The 17,527-nt window shown below is 59.2% G+C and carries 18 protein-coding genes; 11 read left to right on the forward strand and 7 right to left on the reverse strand.

The features are described 5' to 3' along the window. The first annotated feature begins 31 nt into the window (after nucleotides 1–31). Nucleotides 32–1,669 (forward strand): rhomboid family intramembrane serine protease, encoded by a 1,638-nt coding sequence (locus KM295_RS13290; protein ID WP_256030443.1) that lies wholly within the window; start codon nucleotides 32–34, stop codon nucleotides 1,667–1,669. 4 nt (nucleotides 1,670–1,673) lie between these two features. Here the strand turns inward: KM295_RS13290 and KM295_RS13295 are convergent, their stop codons facing one another. Beyond that, the gene (locus KM295_RS13295; protein WP_256030444.1) at nucleotides 1,674–2,303 is read right to left on the reverse strand and encodes an METTL5 family protein; all 630 of its coding nucleotides are present in this window, start codon (nucleotides 2,301–2,303) and stop codon (nucleotides 1,674–1,676) included. Nucleotides 2,304–2,413: 110 nt separating this feature from the next. On the opposite strand from KM295_RS13295, the gene KM295_RS13300 reads away from it, so the two are divergent. Further along, nucleotides 2,414–2,851: a C2H2-type zinc finger protein gene (locus KM295_RS13300; RefSeq protein ID WP_256030445.1), complete on the forward strand. Its 438-nt coding sequence runs from the start codon at nucleotides 2,414–2,416 to the stop codon at nucleotides 2,849–2,851. Between the two features lie 81 nt (nucleotides 2,852–2,932). On the opposite strand, the gene fdhF is transcribed toward KM295_RS13300, so the two are convergent. From fdhF to KM295_RS13320, 4 genes are all read right to left on the reverse strand, one after another. Then, on the reverse strand, nucleotides 2,933–4,972 hold the full coding sequence (gene fdhF / locus KM295_RS13305) for a formate dehydrogenase subunit alpha (RefSeq protein WP_256030447.1): 2,040 nt from the start codon (nucleotides 4,970–4,972) through the stop codon (nucleotides 2,933–2,935). A gap of 125 nt (nucleotides 4,973–5,097) precedes the next feature. Beyond that, nucleotides 5,098–6,123, reverse strand: a complete 1,026-nt coding sequence (locus tag KM295_RS13310) for a disk-shape morphogenesis protein volactin (RefSeq protein WP_256030448.1) — start codon at nucleotides 6,121–6,123, stop codon at nucleotides 5,098–5,100. 67 nt (nucleotides 6,124–6,190) lie between these two features. After that, nucleotides 6,191–7,069, reverse strand: a complete 879-nt coding sequence (locus KM295_RS13315) for a cell division protein CdpA domain-containing protein (RefSeq protein WP_256030449.1) — start codon at nucleotides 7,067–7,069, stop codon at nucleotides 6,191–6,193. 89 nt (nucleotides 7,070–7,158) lie between these two features. Then, nucleotides 7,159–7,644 carry a type IV pilin N-terminal domain-containing protein gene (locus tag KM295_RS13320; RefSeq protein ID WP_336272832.1) on the reverse strand — a complete coding sequence of 162 codons (486 nt, stop codon included), beginning with the start codon at nucleotides 7,642–7,644 and terminating at the stop codon, nucleotides 7,159–7,161. A gap of 31 nt (nucleotides 7,645–7,675) precedes the next feature. Here KM295_RS13320 and KM295_RS13325 point away from each other — a divergent pair, with 31 nt between their 5' ends. The 9 genes from KM295_RS13325 to KM295_RS13365 all read left to right on the forward strand — a co-directional run bounded on the left by KM295_RS13325 (nucleotide 7,676) and on the right by KM295_RS13365 (nucleotide 16,370). Next, nucleotides 7,676–8,143, forward strand: a complete 468-nt coding sequence (locus KM295_RS13325) for a hypothetical protein (RefSeq protein WP_256030450.1) — start codon at nucleotides 7,676–7,678, stop codon at nucleotides 8,141–8,143. 148 nt (nucleotides 8,144–8,291) lie between these two features. Next, nucleotides 8,292–8,780 carry a universal stress protein gene (locus tag KM295_RS13330; protein WP_256030451.1) on the forward strand — a complete coding sequence of 163 codons (489 nt, stop codon included), beginning with the start codon at nucleotides 8,292–8,294 and terminating at the stop codon, nucleotides 8,778–8,780. A gap of 418 nt (nucleotides 8,781–9,198) precedes the next feature. After that, nucleotides 9,199–10,293, forward strand: a complete 1,095-nt coding sequence (locus KM295_RS13335) for a DoxX family protein (protein WP_256030452.1) — start codon at nucleotides 9,199–9,201, stop codon at nucleotides 10,291–10,293. A 351-nt stretch (nucleotides 10,294–10,644) separates the two neighbouring features. Then, entirely contained in the window at nucleotides 10,645–11,127 is a 483-nt protein-coding gene (locus KM295_RS13340) for a BCCT family transporter (protein ID WP_256030453.1), read from the forward strand. 38 nt (nucleotides 11,128–11,165) lie between these two features. Beyond that, the gene (locus tag KM295_RS13345; protein WP_256030454.1) at nucleotides 11,166–11,816 is read left to right on the forward strand and encodes a DUF6498-containing protein; all 651 of its coding nucleotides are present in this window, start codon (nucleotides 11,166–11,168) and stop codon (nucleotides 11,814–11,816) included. A 397-nt stretch (nucleotides 11,817–12,213) separates the two neighbouring features. Then, nucleotides 12,214–13,035: a hypothetical protein gene (locus KM295_RS13350; protein WP_256030455.1), complete on the forward strand. Its 822-nt coding sequence runs from the start codon at nucleotides 12,214–12,216 to the stop codon at nucleotides 13,033–13,035. A 67-nt stretch (nucleotides 13,036–13,102) separates the two neighbouring features. Continuing rightward, the gene (locus KM295_RS13355) at nucleotides 13,103–13,729 is read left to right on the forward strand and encodes an IS607 family transposase (RefSeq protein ID WP_256030456.1); all 627 of its coding nucleotides are present in this window, start codon (nucleotides 13,103–13,105) and stop codon (nucleotides 13,727–13,729) included. Then, nucleotides 13,722–15,494 carry a zinc ribbon domain-containing protein gene (locus KM295_RS13360; RefSeq protein WP_256030457.1) on the forward strand — a complete coding sequence of 591 codons (1,773 nt, stop codon included), beginning with the start codon at nucleotides 13,722–13,724 and terminating at the stop codon, nucleotides 15,492–15,494. Before KM295_RS13355 ends, KM295_RS13360 begins: the two co-directional genes overlap by 8 nt. A gap of 225 nt (nucleotides 15,495–15,719) precedes the next feature. Further along, nucleotides 15,720–16,370 (forward strand): hypothetical protein, encoded by a 651-nt coding sequence (locus KM295_RS13365; protein ID WP_256030458.1) that lies wholly within the window; start codon nucleotides 15,720–15,722, stop codon nucleotides 16,368–16,370. Between the two features lie 279 nt (nucleotides 16,371–16,649). On the opposite strand, the gene KM295_RS13370 is transcribed toward KM295_RS13365, so the two are convergent. Continuing rightward, entirely contained in the window at nucleotides 16,650–16,823 is a 174-nt protein-coding gene (locus KM295_RS13370) for a hypothetical protein (RefSeq protein WP_256030459.1), read from the reverse strand. A 121-nt stretch (nucleotides 16,824–16,944) separates the two neighbouring features. Continuing rightward, nucleotides 16,945–17,388, reverse strand: coding sequence for a DUF7847 domain-containing protein (locus tag KM295_RS13375; RefSeq protein WP_256030460.1), 444 nt, complete (start codon nucleotides 17,386–17,388; stop codon nucleotides 16,945–16,947). Between the last annotated feature and the right edge of the window lie 139 nt (nucleotides 17,389–17,527).

The following is a 17,527-nucleotide window of genomic DNA, read 5'->3' on the forward strand; positions in this document are numbered from 1 at the left end:
TTATTTGTCGTCCCGGCACATCGGAGCGGGTATGGACCCGGTGACTGTGGGCTGGTATCTCCTTCTCGGTGGCGGCGTGGCCGTCTCGCTCGCCGTCCTCCTCTGGCTTGCCCGTCCCGATGGTCGCTGGAAACGACGGCTCCGAAAACGGCTCTATCTGGGCGTGCCGTGGGGGACGCTCACTGTGATCGCGCTCGTCGCAACCTTTTATTTATTCGTACAGGACGGGCTCTCGAACCCCTACGACCCGATCCAGATACCCTTCCGGGCCTACAGCTACTTCTATCCGCTCGGCATGCTCACGTCCGGGTTCGCCCACTCCGGGCTAGGCCACGTCACGGGGAACCTGCTCTCGACGCTCGTCTTCGGGTCGCTCGCCGAATACGCCTGGGGACATTTCCCCGACGATGGCGGGAGGGGATCGCCCGCTGTGTCGCGTCTGGGACCTCCCGCCCGGATCGCGGCCTGGGCCGGCGCGCTCGTCGGCGCCGGGATCGTGACGTCGCTTTTCAGCCTCGGGCCGGCGATCGGCTTCTCGGGCGTCGTCTTCGCCTGCGTGGGATTTACTCTCGTTCGGTATCCGATCGCGACGATCGTCGCCGCGCTCTCGTCTGGAATCGTAACGCAGCTGTACTACGCGCTCCGGACGCCGGAATTCAGACGGACCGCCAGAGAAACGTTCTCACAGCCGTGGTGGGCCGGGATCGCGATCCAGAGCCACGCCGTCGGGCTGCTCGTTGGCGTGATCGGGGGGCTCGTACTCCTGTACCGCCGGGACGTCCGGCCGTCACCCGAACACGTCTGGCTCGCAGCCCTCGCCTTCGCGGTCGATCGGGGGCTGTGGGCGATCTACCTCCCGGTGGGCTCGGAGACCTACCGGCTGTTTCGGGCGCTCGGGATGTCGGTAGTCTTTCTCCTGGCCGCACTCGTCGCCAGCGGCGCGACGGCGACGGCGTCGGAGTTCGTTTCCCGCATCGAACTCACCGGACGGGAGGCCGCCTTCGGGCTCGTGGTCGCCTCGACGCTGGCGCTCGCGTTCGTCGCCGTCCCGCTGAACCTCTATGCGGTCGAGGACCCGAACGCCGGACTCGGGGACGCCGAATCCGTCGAGATCGAAGATTACACCGTGTTCTACGCCGAGGACGTCGAAAACCAGTTCGTGCCGGCGGTTTCGCTCCCCGGCGAAGTAAACGGGACCGGCGGTGGACTCGAATCCAGCGGCGTCATCGTCGTCTCCGAGCGCCGGAACATCTGGTGGGAGGAGGTCTCCGAGCGCCGGCTCGCCGCCGAGGGGGCCGCGACGGTCCGGGTCGGCGGCCTCACTTGGAACGAGAACGTCCGCGCCAACCGGACGACGTGGGAGGTCGCCGGCGGCAACGAAACGTATAACGTCCGACTCGGTCGTGCGGCCGCCGACCGGCCCGTCGTCTTTCGGGCCGATCCCGCCGAGACCGACGCCGTCATCGATGGCAGAAACACCACGATCGCACCCGACGAGGACAGCTTTGCCGTCGTCGTCTCCCGGAACAACGAGACGCTCGGCACCGTCGAGATCCCGGGCGATAACGAAACGGCGACGGCGGGCGGCATCACCGTCCGTCGGGAGGACCGTGACCTGTTCGCCGAGCGAAACGATACCCGGATCCGGATCGCCCGGCGGGCGGAGTAGCCGATCAGCGCCACTCGATCCGGAATACCTCGGTGTCGATCGACCGGGACTCGGTCGTGTGGTGATCGAACTGTTTGGGGAGTTCGAACTCCGCGGCGAAGGCGTCGGTGACCGTCCCCTTGTTGTCCCCGGCGAACGATTCGACGAAGGACGCGCTGCCGGCGTTGTGGACGGAGTAGGAGACGGCCGCGACTTCGGCGGCGGTCTCGAGGAACGCCCGGTCGATCCCCTCGTTGCCGGACTGGGCGCCGAACGGGGGGTTCATGAGGACGGTCACCGTTCTGTCGGGCGAAAACGGCGCGACCGTGGCGTCGCCTCTGGCCCACGCCACCTCGGTCATCGCGCCGACTCGCCGTTCGTTCTCCTGTGCCGTCGAAAGCGGCGCGGGGTCTATATCGAGTCCGACGACCTGCTCGGGCCCGCGAAGCGCCGCACCGAGCGCCAACATCCCGGTCCCACAGCCGAGATCGAGCACCGTTCGGCCCTCGATATCGCCCCGGAGGTCGGCGACGTGGACGATGTGGGCCGCCAGATCCGGCGGCGTGTGGTACTGCTCCAGAGGCGCGCGCGGGTCCTCGAACCCCGCTACGACCGCGAGTTCCTGCGCCAGTCGCCGTCGGGTCGCACCGGTCATCGTGCGTAATTTTCGACAAGCATACTTATAAATTCGTGTATGATTTTGGGTAATCGATACCGGCGTGCCGGCGGCCATAGCTTCTTTTCACCGCCCGTGTAACACCGACTATGGAGTGTCCCCGCTGTGGGAGCCCGATGGAGCGATATACCCTCGGCGACCGGTCGGCCGCCACCTGTAGCGCGTGCGGATACGTCGGCGTCTCTGTCGACCATCACGGCGAACGACACACGGTCGAGACCTGGAGGGAAGCCCTCTCTCGGGCACCCGAGGCGGCCCGGATCGACTCGGTAACCGTCGAGACGGCCACAGAGGACCCATCGATGGAGATCGTCTTCGAAGCGTCCGCCGAGGAAAGCGAAAGCGTCCCCGAACCGACTGTCGTCCGCGTCGAACAGCCCGATCCCGAACTGGCTGCGGCACTCGAAGCGGCCGAAGGGGACGGGGAGGCCTTCGTCTGTGACGTCTGTGGACAGACCTTCGACCGGCGGGCACAGCTCTATGGGCATCTCGCCGTCCATTCCGGCGAAGATACCGACGACGGGTGATCGGTTCCGGGTCGCTCTTTCGACGCATGTCGATCCCTTCGATCGGGACCACTCGGCGGTGGTCCCGACCGCTGGTGCGTCTCAAGACGTCACCGTCACCCGGACGGCCGTGTGCTTGTATTCAGGGATCTTCGCCACCGGGTCCAGTGTATCCCCCGTGAGTCGATTGATCAGCGGTTCGGCGAAGTGGAAGGTCGCAAAGACGGTCCCGCGTCGGATCGCCGGTGTGACTTCGGCTACGATCGAAACGTTCCCGTGGTCGCTCGTTACTTCGACGGTGTCGCCGTCGTCGATCCCCCGGTCGTCCGCGTCGTCGGGGTGAATCTGGAGGGCGTTCTCGCCACGCATCCGCGTAAGCGTCCCCGATCGACGTGTCAGTGCGCCGCTGTTGAAATGCTGGAGCACGCGCCCGGTCGTGAGCACGAGTTCGTCGTCGGAAGCCGGATCGACCGGATCGACGTGATCGACGGCCCGGAGTTCGGCCGTTCGGCGTCCGTTCGCGAACTCCTCGGCGTGGAGAACGCCGACGCCTTCCGAGGCGCCCTCGGGAAAGGGCCAGCGCTGGCTGCCCGTTCCGATCCCCGCGTAGGACATGCCGCCATACTGGGGGAGCACCGTTCGGATCTCGTCGAAGACCGCCTTCGGACTCTCGTAGGTGAAGCGTTCGTCGGTGAGTCGGTCGCCGAGTTCACAGAGGAGAGACAGATCGCGGCGTGCGTCCCCCGGCGGCTCGGCGTTCGGGCGCATCCGCATCACCTGCCGGTCGGTGTTCGTGACGGTACCTCCCTTTTCGGCCCATGCGCTTCCCGGCAACACGACATCGGCATACTCGGCGGTTTCGGTGTGAAAGAGCTCGAGGACGACGAGACAGTCGAGCCGACCGAGCCGATCCCGGATCCGGTTCGCGTTCGGTTCCGTGACGGCGGGGTTTTCGCCGAACACCACGGCACCGTGGATCGAGTCGCCGAATTCGTGGGACATCTCCACTTCGGTCAGCCCGGGCGTCGCCGGCGGTTCGAAGCCCCAGGCGTCCGCGATCGCTTCACGGGCATCCGCGTCGGTTACGGGCCGATAGCCGGGCAACACGTCGGGCAGCGCGCCGATATCGCCGGCCCCCTGGACGTTGTTCTGTCCGCGAAGCGGATTCACGCCCGTCCCGGCTTTGCCGACGTTTCCGGTCAAAAGCGCCAGATTGAGCAGCGCGTGAACGTTGTCGGTTCCACAGTGGTGTTGGCTCATCCCCATCCCCGTAAAGATCGCCGCCCGATCGGCCTCACCGTATGTCCGGGCAGCCGCCCTGAGCTCGTCCGGATCGATACCCGCCAATCGGGCGTTCTCGTCGATATCGACCGAAGAGAGGAACTCCCGAAACGTCCGAACTCTTTCGACGCGCGCCTCGAGGAAGCGTTCGTCGACGAGATCTTCCTCGAGGATGACTTTCGCCATGGCGTTACAGAGCGGGATGTCGAATCCCGGCCTGACCGCGAGGTGGTGGCTCGCCGCGTCGGTGGTATCGGTTGTGCGTGGATCGACGTGAATCAGCTCCGTTCCCTCTCTGATCGAAGGCAAAAGATACGATCGGAAGACGATCGGATGCTGTTCGGCTGGGTTGGCACCGGCGACGAGGTAGACGTCGGCTTCCCGCAGATCTTCGAGCGTGTTCGTCATCGCGCCGGCACCGAACCGATCGCCCATCGCGGCGACCGTCGAGGAGTGACACAGTCGAGCGCAGTTGTCTACGTTGTTGGTTCCGATCGCACGCGCGAGTTTCTGGAGGACGTAGTTCTCTTCGTTCGTGCAGTTCGAGGAGGCGAAAAAGCCGAGGGCGTCGGGGCCCGCCTCCGAGACGATCCGTGAACATTCGGATTCGATCCGTTCGAACGCCGTCTCCCACGACACCGAGACGAGTCGTCCGTCCTCGCGAACCTTTGGCTGAGTCAGCCGGTCGTCGTGATCGACGATCTCCCAGGCAGCCGCGCCCTTCGGACAGATCTCGCCGCGAGTGTTGACGGGGCCCTTCCAGCCGGTCGCCTTTCCGGTGTCGGGCTCGTATTCGATGCCACAACCGACCCCACAGTACGGACAGATACTCTCGCTCGGATCGGGGGCTCGATCGGCCATAAATCGGGATTCGCCCGGTCAGCGTATCAATATTTGCTCGCCGGACGTCCCGGGTCGAAAGCGGGTCGAGGCGCAGTCGGACGTTCGGAAAAAGGGGACAGGGCGGCGACGATAACTGCGTCCGTTCAGTCCTCGGCTTCGACTTCTGGCTCGCTTTCCGACGCCTCGCTGTCGCCTTCTTCTGTCCGGGAAGCGACGAGCGCACCGCGGGCGACGCTGTAGAGCGGTTCGTTGGCCTTCCGGACGTCGCTGATCGAGAAGGGGATGTCCGCCTTCTCGAGTCGCTCCTCGAAGAGTTTCTCGAAGCCCGGCGGGCTCGCCGTCCCGCCGGTGACGACGACCGGCACGTCGAGGCCTTCCTCGACGTCTTCCTCGTTGACCTCCCGGACCACGTTCTCGATGACGTAATCGAGCAGGTTGTCGTAATAGATCGAGAGTGCACCCTCGACGCCCCCCGCGTCTGTGGTGAAATCGAGCCGGAAGTCCTCCTCTTTGATCGAGGTTACTTTGTCGACGGATTCGCCGGTCGCGGTCGCGGTCTGTTCGTCGACCCAGTCGCCGCCGCGGGCGACGCTGAAAGTCATGACCGGGACCGCATAGTAGGAGAGACAGACGTTCGTCATCCCCGCGCCGAAGGAGATACCGAGTCCGGTGAAGTTGTGATCCGCCAACTCGGAGTAGATGACCGACATCCCCTCGTTGATCGGCTCCGGGTCGTATCCCATGTCCGCGAGGAACGACTCCAGGGTCTTTTGGTGGTACAGCGTCGAGAGATCCGAGTCGATCGGATCCGCCGGCGTCGAAAAGTACACCCGCTCGTTCGGCCGGTCGGGCTCGCCGACCACCTGCTCGATGATTAGTTTGATCATCGGGATGGCCGATTTCTCCTCCGAGGAGAGGATACCGTGTTTCATCGGCCGGCGGGTCTCCTCGTTGAAGATGTTCGCAAAGTTCAACGCGTCGTCGCCGACGACGTAGACGCTGTCGTCCTTCCGGATGTGGAGCACGTCCGACCGGCTGAGCATGCGCTCAGCCATGTCGCTGTATTCGATCTCCACGAACGAGTTTCGCTGTGATACGAAGACTGTCTCGCTTTCCTCCTGTTTGGCCGAGACGATGTTCATCGTCCCGACGTCAATGCCACGGGCCATACCTAATGGGCTAATCGGGAGATATTAAATCTACTCCCGGTCGGCCGGGATCGACCCACGAGGCCGGTCACAGCCCGAGGTACGCTTTGATTCGTTCGAGGAGACTGGTGGGTTTCGCGGCCTCTTCCTCCCGTTTCTGTTCGCGGAGTTCCTTCAGCGCCGCCGCCTGATCGTCGACACCGCTGCCGCTGTCGGTTCGCTGCTCGCCGCCTTTCAATCCCTTGAGAGCCGACAGCTGGTCGTCGATGCTCGAAGAGCGGTGTACATTCGTCGATGACTGATCCAGTGATTGCCCCTCTAGCTCCTCGTCGGGCGTGATGTGTAACCGCTCGGTCTCGACACGCTCGACGCCGCCCCACGAGATTTCGGTGTCGGCCATCGCCTCGTCGATGTCGCGTCGGATTTGTTCGTCCGTGACGGCGGTATCATCGCCGTCGTCGCTTCCGTCGTCGGCCGCCTCGGCGCCCGGCCCGCCCTCGACGCGCTCGATGTGATACCCCACGAGCGCCGAGGCCGTTGCGGCGAGGACGCTTATCAATCCGACGGCGTAGACGGTGACGCCGTGGAGGCTGTAATCCGGCGTACCGTAGTTCCAGTTCGAAGGGTATACCGAGACGAAAAAGCCGATCGCCGCGAGGACGATCGCTAGCCCGCCGGCGGCGACGTACAGCGCGCGCTTGTCGGCCGGCAACAGGACGACGACGGCGACCAACAGGAGCGGTAACCCGATCGCGCCGATCGCGAAGGCGATCTGCCGGACGAAAAAGACGATGCCATCGAGGAACGCGCGCTCGAGGACGAATAGGACCAACCCGAGGAGCCCGAGCCCGAGTCCTCCGAAAAACAGCGCGAACCCGAGATATACGTCCGTCCGCCGGTCCGGTTCCCCGATATACGACCGGTAAAGTTCGATGAGTCGGTCGTCGGCGGTGTCCGAGGGGGCCATATGACAGCCATTTCGGCCGAGACAATATGATTGTTTGGCCGGACGTCACGTTCGGCGCGGCCGAGAGAACGACAGGGGAAACAAGCCGGCTACGCCTCGCGTATAGCGACGACGTTCGATCGGTCCTGACCGACCCAGACGACCCGGACGGTGTCATCGGGGTCGATATCTCCACTGACTGTTGCTTCATCACCGGCCTCGAACGGCAAGTCGCCTCCAGTTAGAGTCCCTATTTCAGTGCCCCCCGCGGTGACCCGAATCTCTTCGGTGTTGTCTTCGGTGAATATATCCCCACCGCTGTGAGCGAACGTCACGTTACCGGGGGTTCCGGTATTGATCTCCGTGATCGTGATCTGGGCGTTCGGGACCGACTCCTGTGTCTGGTCCGCCAGAGAAAACACGAACGTCCCGATAACCGCCGCCAGGATGACGGTGATCGCGACCATCAGAATCACGCCAATAACAGGCGAAACACCACGGGAATCCTCTAACTTCAGTGAGAGTCTATTCATAATATAGTATAAGAGCGCTACGTACTTATACTTATACCTTGTGGCCGTTACATTAATCGACACTATTATGATCAGAATGGATCTACTACATTACGTGAGAGAAATACTAACACATTGCTTTCGGGGATACGCTGCGATCGGGGCGGTCGCGGCCGGCTTTACCGCCCTGTGGGCGATCGGCGTAATCGACGTCACGATGCCGCTGGTCGGGTACGCGTGGTTCATCGTCGCCGCCGCCGGTACCGTCGTCGCGGTCGGCCTGATAACGAAACAGGAGGAGGTATTCGAACTCGACACGACGCCCGAACAGCTCGAGACGTTCGAGGAGTCGACGCTCACCGGTCGACCGTTCGATATGTACATCGGCGCGCTCGCGGCGTGGGCCGCGGTGTCGTTCGGGTGGGTACTCGGTGGTATGAGTGCCGCCGGCCTCACCGTCGTCGGATACGGATGGTTCGCTATCGCCGCCTACGGCCTCCTCATCGGGATTGGAATCGCATTAAACCACCGCGAAGACATTGTAACCGCGGTCAATCCCGCCGATTCGCTCGAAAAGAGATAGACAACTGATATCGACGCGGGAGACCGAACTGATTCCCCAGCGTGTATCCCGGACGATCGTCGCAACTCGGGTGTGGCGAAAGACCGCTATCGCGTGATTTCGGACACCGGTACGTATTTTATCTCACGTCGTGTGGTGGGTCCTGTTGATGGCACTGATCGTTCCGTTCGATGGATCGCCGCTGTCGAAAACGGCGCTCGCACGGGCGGTGCAGTTCCGGACAGTCCTCGAGGAGGATATCCTCGTCGTGAGCGTGATCCCGAAGAACAACACCGAGTACGCCAGATCGCGGGGGTGGCTCGAGGACACGGAGCCGTTCGACGCCGAAAGGGTCGTCTCGTCGCTTCGCGCCGAGGTCGCGAACCTGGCTCCTGAAGCCGAGTTCCACTACATTTTCGTCGATCGAAACGCTCCGAGAGGGACGATCGCGGGACGCATCAAGCGGTTCGTCAGGACCCACGAGGGGACCATCGTCTTCCTCGGAAGCGAAAACGCCGGACGGATCATCAGCGCGTTGACCGTCGGACAGTCCGTTGCCGGCGATCGCTCGTACGATACCTACATCGTCACGAACGAGGCACCACCGACGATCGAAACGCTCGATCAAAATCAGCCGCTCGAGGACACAGTGTCCTGACTCGACTGCTTGTCGTTCGTCACGTGTTGAGAACGACTGGATCCGCTGGTTTCCGCGGCAATCAGTGTCTCGACCCCGAGGTCGTCAGCAGTCGCGACAGTACCGTCCTCTGCACCGGCACCCCGACGGTCGCCCATCCCACCACCGGGACCGCCACCGCGGGCGGCAGCAACGCCAAAACTGGCAGCTAAACCCGCGACTTTGGGAGTGCCCGCCCGAGTACCGATAAGTCAGCGTTACACACGTGTTCTACATCTCGAACGGCTCACTCAAGACCCACAATCCCTATCAATAATCCTATACAAAATTCAAGAGACAGATACAGCAAGGACGCCGGATGGCCCCAGGGTTACTGGATTACCGCTGCAAAGCCGAGATGAAAACGAGGAATTACCCAGTCGCAGGACCTACAGGTGGTATGCGCCGTCGATCGGCTTTGGCTGTTGTTTCGATCGTACTCACGTGGCTGTTCGCCCGGCCGGTGGCTGCACACGTCGATTACGTCACCGAAGGGGAGGGCGAACGGATCGACCCGGTAGCGTTCGTCGTCGAGGTGCTCTCTGATCCGTTTAACGCCGCGGTGCTCTTCGGATCCGGGACTGCGATCGCTGGCGTCCTCGTTGTGTATCTGTGGCTACGGCCAACGATCACCGATATCGTTGTGCTCCGGGAGAAACTCGCCAGCTACGGCGATCTCATCCCGTGGATGCTGCGGTTGTCGATCGGGCTTCCGCTTGTCGGAGCCGGCTTTCAAGGATACCTGTTCGCGCCGGCCCTGACGTTCGACCCGACGGCAAACCCTGTATTCAGGGTGTTGTTCATCGGCCTCGGGTTCTGTACACTGTTCGGACTTGGAACCCGAATTGTCTCCACACTCGGACTGTTGCTCTTCGGCTGGGTGTTCGTGGCTATCGATCTCGGCGTCATCATTGCAATAGAATACGTACCGATCTTCCTTTCCTTGCTCGTTCTCGGAGGTGGACGGCCGAGTGCCGATGACATGCTGTTGGAGGTCGCGAGCACCGCCGGCACGTACTACGGTCGTATCGATCCGGTTCATCACCTGAAGGCATACCTCGACGAGACGATCGACCCGTTTCGTCGATACGTGCCGATGGTCCTTCGGGTCGGGATGGGGGTCACGTTCGTCTATCTCGGCTTGATCCAGAAACTCGCAACCCCCGGCCAGTCGCTGCTCGTCGTCGACCGATACGGTCTCACGTCCCTCGTTCCGGTTGATGCCGGACTCTGGGTCGTCGGTGCGGCGATCGCCGAAATCATCGTCGGGCTGGTGTTGATCGCTGGCTTCTTTACCCGCGGCGCGGCCGCCGTCTCGTTTGTCCTGTTCACGACGACGCTGTTCGGGTTGCCCGACGATCCGGTGTTGGCCCACATCTCACTGTTCGGGCTGGCGTCGGCGGTGTTTACCCTCGGCGCGGGACCACTCTCGATTGACCAGTGGATCGGCCGCCCCGCACTCGACGACGACGAGCAGACGATCCCGGCAGACTGACTGGATTCGCTCCTTCACATCCGAGAGACCAAACCCTGAGATATTACTGCAAAAATACTCGACAGAGCGTGGTGTCGGAAATGGCTCTATGCGATGCGGGAGCCGTGAACCATCCCGAAGCGGCCGGTTTCTGGAGGGGTCTCGCCATCAGCGAGGCGCAATTTGAAGAGGATGATGGCATTCCGAGCGAGGAGATCAAATATGTGTAGGGTTTACACGCAAACCGGTAGCTGAAGAGAAAACCCGCGTCGATTTCAACGCCCCGAAATCCCTCGTTGAGCGCGCCGATAGCTTCAATTCCAATTTGATTCAAAATCAGAAATATATGCTAGCCAGTGTTCAAAGGGCCGTATGATCCCGTATTCGTCCATCGGAGGTATCGCGACGACGTTTCTGCAGTATCTGGCAATAATCGGAATTGTTGCCCTCGGGTGTCTCCCATCACTCACGGTATCGGAAGTTCGTGCCCGACTCGATAGGTGGCCAACTGACCGATTCCCGGTGAACTATTTGTTGCTGGTCGGTGTGATCGCACTCGGTCAGGTAGTCGCCATGGTTGTTGGCTGGCGGGTGCTTCACATCGGTTCCACGCAGATCGATCCACAGTTTCGGGAACTTCGATTTATCGCAGTCCTCATAGCCTACCCTATAACGGTGTTAGGACTTGGAACGGTAGGTGTTCGTCTGTATTGTTGGCAACGGTCGATGGAGCAGTGGTTGACGCCCCGGACTATCGCCAGCCTTGGAGTTGCTGCTGGGATGTACATTGTAACGATCATCGGAGCAGCGACCGTCCTCTTTATTGTCGCGTTGTTTTTGGCGTTGCCGACCTGAAAACGCAATAAACAGCTATCGAACAAACGAGTGAATGTATGAGAGAGAGCAGCCGGAAGCGGTTTGTTGAAATGGCTTCCCGAGTGCTCAGAGAGTCCCGTGAATTCGTTTCTGGGATCGTTCTGAATCTCGCACTCATCACCGGGGTGGTAACCTTTCGGTGGAGCCTCGTCGAAATTGCTGTGATATACCTCATCGAGATAGTAATAATCAATCTCCTGTTTTTTTCTGTTGCACTGTTCACGCCCCAGCCAGTGGATGATCTCGATGGAGACGTGTGGGACACGGAGCCCACCCCACTTCAGCCGGTTGCTCTGCTTCCGCCGGTGTACTGGCGGAACGTAAAGTTCGTCGGCAGCAAGGCCATCGGCAGCGGAATCTTCATCGGGGCTGTAATGATACCTGTGGCTTCCAGCTACGATCTGGATTCGGGACTTCCTCTATCAGTCGGACTCGCGATCGCCGGCATTGTTCTGTTTCAACTGAGGCGCGTCTGGCGGTGCTTCATCACCAACCGATCGTATCGAGACAAGTCGCCAGCGGACGCGATGGCGTTTGCGTTCCCTCCAGTCGTTGAGTTGTATATGATGCTTATTTATGTGATCGCTCCCGTCACTTTCGTGCTTGTGGGTATTGCATTCGCGATGGATACCGAGCTCAACTCACCGCTTGTTTTACTGTCTACTTAATTCCGATGGGGGCGATTCGGGCGTGGATAGGAAGCTTGGATCCCCAGACTGACGATCTTGAAATCAGTTTCAACTGACAATTAATATCGGACCGACATCGGCACCCAGACGATAGACCGCGAGTTTACTCGTAGGTTACTGACAGACAGCCAGGTGTGGACTGTTATTGGTGAGTGTACGAGAAATTTCTCAGCAACACTCGCGTGTACTCTCGATTTCGGCGTGTCATAGGACCAATCACAGATCACGAAAGGCACTCGCTTACTGAATAGTTTGTATACACGATCCCCACGGTCAGTACAAACAATCCTACTAAGAACAGTGCTTCTCGCCCGCGGTCAAAACATCGTTTCAGCTATGAGGCATTTTAATATGCTATACGCGTCCATCAGATGATGTGATCGGGGTCGGAGAGGCGCTTCTTGCCGGCGTGCTCAGTATCGTGTGCGTGTGGGCCGTTCACCGATTGACAGTCGTTGGGAACGCGGCGCTTACCCTATGGCGGACCCCAATCGCCGACGCGACACAACTCGAGGATGGCCAACCAGTTGCGGTCGAAGGACGGGTGTTTGTCGATGAACCTGCCGCCGTAGCAGACAGGTTATTCGATCCGACCGCTGGCACGGTCGGCGCGTATCTTTGGCAGGCGTGGTTTGTGGATGCCGGCCGGTATACGTATGATTCCGACCGGGGCGAACTCCGTCGAGGGCAGAACACGTTCGCTTCCGGTTTCGAAAGTGGCCAGTGGGGCGTCACGACCGATGGCTCCGAAACCTATCTCAACCTTTCGTGGCTTGAACAGGTCTACGATGCGGAGGCGCTTTCGGACTTAGAAGTGGGAAATCCCGTGAGCAACGCGAAACTCCCGACAGTTGTAACCCGTCACGTCTGGGACGCTATATATGTCTCGCTGGACTCGACGATTAGTGACTGCTCGATGGACCGATTGACGGACATCGTCGATCTCTATCAGGATGACGTAGCGGCTGACGAATTTCATATCGAGTCCCGCGGCATTACTAACGGGCAAGACCTCTTTGTCTGTGGTGAATTGCGTGTACAAACCGGAGATTTCAGTATTATCGGTACCGATGAAACGCCGCTTCTGATCTCTGATGATGGGCGAGAAGGGCTCAAACGGCAATTACTGTGGCGAGGAGTCAAATATAGCTTGGCGCTGGTCGGCGCACTCGCACTCGGCGCACTGTTTCTATTCTGAGGGCTGTGTAACTGTTACAGAATCAAGTATCTATAAGTAACTACAAGTAGGAATCAGTAACATCTGAATGCCACGGTCGTACTCAATTGGCGAATTTGCAGACGAACTCGGTGTTCACGCCCAGACCGTCAAACGTTGGTGTCGCAATAACGACCTCGATTACACCCGTACACCGGGCGGTGAACGACGGATTCCACATCGGGAACTCCGCCGACTTGCTGGCGATACTCGTCCGACAGACCGTGTTGCCCTCTACGCTCGTGTTTCCAGTCACGGACAGAAAGAAAACGGTGATCTCGACCGGCAACTTGAGCGACTCACAGACTACGCTCACGACCACGGCTGGAGCGTCGAAAACACCTACACTGACGTTGGCAGTGGCCTCAACGAAAACCGTCGTGGCCTCGACTCACTCCTTGGTGACATACAAGAAGCTGACTATGGACGCATTCTCGTCACCTACGAAGACAGACTTACTCGTTTTGGCTTCTCATATCTCGAACGGTATTTCGACTGCTATGGCGTCTCCATTACCGTCATCGAAGACGAGACTGACAAATCCGCACAGGAAGAACTCGTTGACGACCTCATCAAGCTTGTCGCCAGCTTCAGCGGCAAACTCTACGGAATGCGGTCGTCGAAAAAACAACGGGTCGTCAACACTGTTGAATCCGAGGTGAAACCTGATGAGTGACCACCTTTCACTTCCGATTCACCTCCCAGACGAGGACGCCAAGCGATTCAAGCGGCTGGCGATCCTCACGCAACGGGTCGCCAACCACGTCCTCGAAGACCACTGGACGCCAGTCCATCTAGACGGTATTGCCGACGCATCGCATCAGGCGTGGAAATACTTCAATGAGCACGAACCGTTCGAAGAACTCGACCTATATCTCCCCTCGCGGTTTCGACGATGCCTCTTGCAGAAAGTCGGTGAAACGCTTCGGAGTCACGCCGACCGCCGAGACGCCTTTCAATCCATCCAGAGCGTGTTGCCCGATCACAAAATCAGACGTATTCACCGCCGTCGCATCAAAGATCAGCTCTGGGACGACGGTGACTACCTCTCGTCAGGCTACGTGGACATCCTCATCGACCAACTCAACAGCTACTACGACCGCCACGGCACGTATCCAGACACGTATCTTGAGATGCAGGACAGTCCTGAGTATGACAACGGCGTATTGCCGTTCTCTGCGGATGATGGCCCAACGAGCGGGCAAGCCGTCAAATATCAGTACGACAGCGACAACGAGACACTGGCTATCCGACTCAAAACACCGGACACACTATCGCCGGAGACGCGAGGTGACTGGTCGTGGACACAGTACGAGCGTGACGGCTACGAAGCGTTCCACGACCTGCTCGCTCACGGCGATCTGTCGGCCCCCGAGTTCCAGCCCTCCCGTGGTAAAACCGGTGACACCTACTACGAACTGTCCTTCCCCGTCGAAGTCGAACACCCAGAGCCGACTGACGACGGTGACTGCGTACTGGCACTTGACGCCGGAATGCGAAAAGACATGACTGCCGTGGTGGTCTCTGACGACGGCGAGCAACTGTCCACGCCACACTTTATCCGATTCACTGACCGTGAGAAAATGCGACGACTCCACCGCGAACGCACCCGGCTGAACGACCGGCTTTCGGCGCTCCGCTGTGATGGTCACTCGCATACTGACGAGTTTGCTCATATCCACAGCGAATACGAACGGGTGAACGCGAAAATCCAACACAAACGCGAGCAACTAACACACGACGTAGCCAACCAAGTCCTCGCCCTCGCCCTCGCCTACGACGTAGATGCTATTGTTCACGAGGACTTACGCTCACTCTCACCACCACGTAACGAAAGCACATTGTCGTGGGAACTCTCGTCGTGGGCACGACGAGACATCATCGAGAACATCGAATACCGAGCAGACTGTGCTGGACTCGCTGTTAAGCGGGTCTTCCCACAGGGAACGAGCCGGTCGTGTCCCCGGTGTGGTTCGACCGGCCACACCTGCAAGTCCCCCGACCACCACCACGAACACTGGTGGGGCGGGCACTTCCGGTGTGACAACGCTCGGTGCGGCTTTGAGGGCGACCGGGACTACATCGGGGCACTGAATGTGGCTCGCGTCTTCTTCAGCGAGACGGACGAGCTAGACCACGGTTTCACGTCCTCCTACACGGGGGGCTATGAAATCGTGCTAGCTGGCCGTTCCGCTGGTGAGCGAAGCACTGTTTCGCGATCCTCGTCAGAAGCGAGTTCTGACGCTGGCACGCGGCTCACGTTTGGCTCTGGCATTGTCGCCTACAAACCCGAACAGACAACGGCGACCACTGGTGGTGGGTCGGCTGTCATAGCACCTGCCGTCGCCGTGTCCGAGTCGAATCCAACTGGTAGCGACGGACGTGGCCCAGTCGTCCAGCAGTGCACCCAATTCGTACGGTATGCTACTGAAAGCTACTGAAAATTGGAACGGTACCAGAGTGATGGAACGTTTGCGCAACTTCGCGTAAGATATTCGCGCCGAGAGTAGTAGTTAGCTTTGCACCTAAGAGGTGAAAATCGCTGTACGGAAATCAGTTGAGAGCATGTATTGACTTCTAGTAACTTCTTGGATCCTCCCGGGGCGATCATCTGCTCACAGCGACTATCCAATACCGTAATTAGATTCCAGATAAAATCTCCAGTGATGCCCTCCAACGAGACATCCGGACAGCGACAGGAACTTCAGCGCCTCACGACACAATATCACAGGATTGAGCGCATCGCCACTGGATCTGTTGCGATCGTTGTGTCGGCACTGTTTCTGGGTATTTACCTGGCGAGTAAATTACTCACAGCTGTCGCCGCCGCGGCTGTCTTGGTCATCATCGTCCGCACGCCGGTCTTTCGATCAAGCGGGACCGTTCGCCTCCAGACAGACAAGTCTCCAGAGACGGTTATCGAGCAACTGACCGGTTTGCGACCGCCGATACTCGCATTCCAGTGGTGTGTTGCAGACGGGATAACGACGAAGGCTAACGACGCTGTTTACTCGTTTTCGTATCTATTCGGATTGCGGTCCGCCGCGATGAGAGTCCGCACGGAAACCGAAACCACATCCGAGGGCTCCGATCTCGTAGAACTCACAATTAAAATAAATAATGAGCCCTGGGGAACGTACACTGCAACCATCGACGGCACCGGCGCCGGATCGATCGTTGAGGTCGAGTACAGTTCGGACCGGCGTTTCGGCCTGCGGCGTGTCCCACAGCAACTCCTCGGAAAACGATACCACGACCAGGCACTGGAGCTACAGGGATTCAGCGTCGTTGAACGAGAAAGGAATATAGGTATATAAGACGAGTCAGAGAGACTCGTAGAACTCTTCTTGTCGACTTTATTTCTATAATCTGCAGCCGAATTGGCTGTAGGAGCCTATATGTGAACGTAGCAAAAATATATACTCTGTCATCAGTAGTTGCGGTAACGAACGTGCAGCGGTTCTATACCCAGTTGCCCCGGCCTTGATAATAATCGTTAGGAGCGCCGATACAAACAACAGGGGTTCTGTGGAAGTCGCTGTTGCTTTTTCGATACAGTTTGGTTCGTTGCATCGAAGTCTGATACTGCTGGGGTGTTACTCCGCGTGTTTCAGTATCTGTGGAGTGACAACTACCTCAAGAGCAGCGATCCCAAGCGCAGCCCAGCGGATCGTTCCTTCAAGAAGAGCGAATGCGATGATAGCGATAACCGCAGCATTGATGAAGCTTATACCGTACCGGACGGCTGGACTGTCGAAGATGGAGGACATATGTGTATTCTGTAGGAGTACGAATATATTCTTTTATATATCTCATCTCAAGAGAGGCACTCGGGTTGACCGATATTTTCCCGTATACAGGATATCGAACTGACAGATGTGGCGGTTCTAGTTAGCTGCCGACGCTATTGAGTGATTCAGAAACACCACTCGTATCAACTCGGTCGGGGCCGTCATCCTGTACCTGCAGATAGGCTGCAGCGATTATCCCGTACAACAGGACGAACAGGAGACTGTTGATCGTATTCACCATGAGTTCCCCGACGATCGCTGACCCGGCAATATCGAAGATCGTTCCGACGATGCCACTGATGGCTCCGATAACGCCGGCGAGGATCACGAGGGCGGCAAGTTTCAGTCGGTTCCCACGCGAAAGGCCCCAACTCCGTTTGAGTGCGCCAACAATCCCTCGATCTTCGACGCCGACGGCGAAGGTGAAAAACAGGAAACACACTGCAAGGAATATCCCCGGAAGAAAGAAGAACACGAATCCGATCATGATGGCGAGGCCGACAACAAGCCCACCGACGAACATCGAGAGTGTTGACCGCCCCATGCGACGCGTGTAGAGGGCACTCGGAAAGCCCGATAGTGCTGTTTTGGGACGCGTGAGTGCCCGTGATACGGTCGTGCGTTAGTTTTTACCGGGAATTACGGGCAGAGATAGTTCCAGATATTCGGTTCAGCAACGGTGG

This window comes from Natronomonas aquatica, from assembly GCF_024449025.1.
Taxonomy (GTDB): Archaea; Halobacteriota; Halobacteria; order Halobacteriales; family Haloarculaceae; genus Natronomonas; species Natronomonas aquatica.

What these genes read in the sequence shown, in the direction of transcription:
- KM295_RS13330 (WP_256030451.1), top strand. Translation starts at nt 8,292, where the DNA reads ATGGCACTGATCGTTCCGTTCGATGGATCGCCGCTGTCGAAAACGGCG.
- fdhF (WP_256030447.1), bottom strand. Translation starts at nt 4,972, where the DNA reads ATGGCCGATCGAGCCCCCGATCCGAGCGAGAGTATCTGTCCGTACTGT.
- KM295_RS13310 (WP_256030448.1), bottom strand. Translation starts at nt 6,123, where the DNA reads ATGGCCCGTGGCATTGACGTCGGGACGATGAACATCGTCTCGGCCAAA.
- KM295_RS13370 (WP_256030459.1), bottom strand. Translation starts at nt 16,823, where the DNA reads ATGTCCTCCATCTTCGACAGTCCAGCCGTCCGGTACGGTATAAGCTTC.
- KM295_RS13300 (WP_256030445.1), top strand. Translation starts at nt 2,414, where the DNA reads ATGGAGTGTCCCCGCTGTGGGAGCCCGATGGAGCGATATACCCTCGGC.
- KM295_RS13315 (WP_256030449.1), bottom strand. Translation starts at nt 7,069, where the DNA reads ATGGCCCCCTCGGACACCGCCGACGACCGACTCATCGAACTTTACCGG.
- KM295_RS13290 (WP_256030443.1), top strand. Translation starts at nt 32, where the DNA reads ATGGACCCGGTGACTGTGGGCTGGTATCTCCTTCTCGGTGGCGGCGTG.
- KM295_RS13355 (WP_256030456.1), top strand. Translation starts at nt 13,103, where the DNA reads ATGCCACGGTCGTACTCAATTGGCGAATTTGCAGACGAACTCGGTGTT.
- KM295_RS13335 (WP_256030452.1), top strand. Translation starts at nt 9,199, where the DNA reads ATGCGCCGTCGATCGGCTTTGGCTGTTGTTTCGATCGTACTCACGTGG.
- KM295_RS13365 (WP_256030458.1), top strand. Translation starts at nt 15,720, where the DNA reads ATGCCCTCCAACGAGACATCCGGACAGCGACAGGAACTTCAGCGCCTC.
- KM295_RS13360 (WP_256030457.1), top strand. Translation starts at nt 13,722, where the DNA reads ATGAGTGACCACCTTTCACTTCCGATTCACCTCCCAGACGAGGACGCC.
- KM295_RS13340 (WP_256030453.1), top strand. Translation starts at nt 10,645, where the DNA reads ATGATCCCGTATTCGTCCATCGGAGGTATCGCGACGACGTTTCTGCAG.
- KM295_RS13375 (WP_256030460.1), bottom strand. Translation starts at nt 17,388, where the DNA reads ATGGGGCGGTCAACACTCTCGATGTTCGTCGGTGGGCTTGTTGTCGGC.
- KM295_RS13345 (WP_256030454.1), top strand. Translation starts at nt 11,166, where the DNA reads ATGAGAGAGAGCAGCCGGAAGCGGTTTGTTGAAATGGCTTCCCGAGTG.
- KM295_RS13295 (WP_256030444.1), bottom strand. Translation starts at nt 2,303, where the DNA reads ATGACCGGTGCGACCCGACGGCGACTGGCGCAGGAACTCGCGGTCGTA.